Raw genomic sequence first — 466 nt, forward strand, 5'->3', positions numbered from 1 at the left:
GCGCCGAGATCAGGTTGTAGTGGCCGTCCTGGCCCTTGTCGTAGATCGGCGCGCGGCGCTGGATGACGCGCTGCAGGCCTTCCGGGCCAAACACCTCGCCTTTCTTGGCGGCGCGCCAGACTTCCTCGGCCAGCGTCAGCGAGGCGCGGCCGTCGCCGTCCGCCATGCGGATCAGCATCGCGCGCGCCTCGTCATCGAGCGGCAGCGCCCTGCCCTCGGTTTCTTCCGCCCGCGCCAGAAGCTTGGCGATGCTTTCCTCGCCCAGCGAACGGAACACCAGCACGCGCGCTCGTGACAGAAGCGCCGCGTTCAGCTCGAAGGACGGGTTCTCCGTGGTGGCGCCGACCAGCACCACGGTGCCGTCTTCCATCACCGGCAAAAAACCGTCCTGCTGGGCGCGGTTGAAGCGATGGATCTCGTCGACGAAGAGCAGCGTCTGGCGGCCATTGGCGCGCCTGAGCTTCGC

The 466-nt window shown here is 68.2% G+C and carries 1 protein-coding gene; it reads right to left on the reverse strand.

Translation table 11 applies throughout. The features are described 5' to 3' along the window. Positions 1-466: AAA family ATPase (locus EOD07_RS37065; RefSeq protein WP_348627806.1), on the reverse strand; the 466-nt coding region annotated here is incomplete at both ends.

The organism is Mesorhizobium sp. M2C.T.Ca.TU.002.02.1.1, assembly GCF_003997225.1.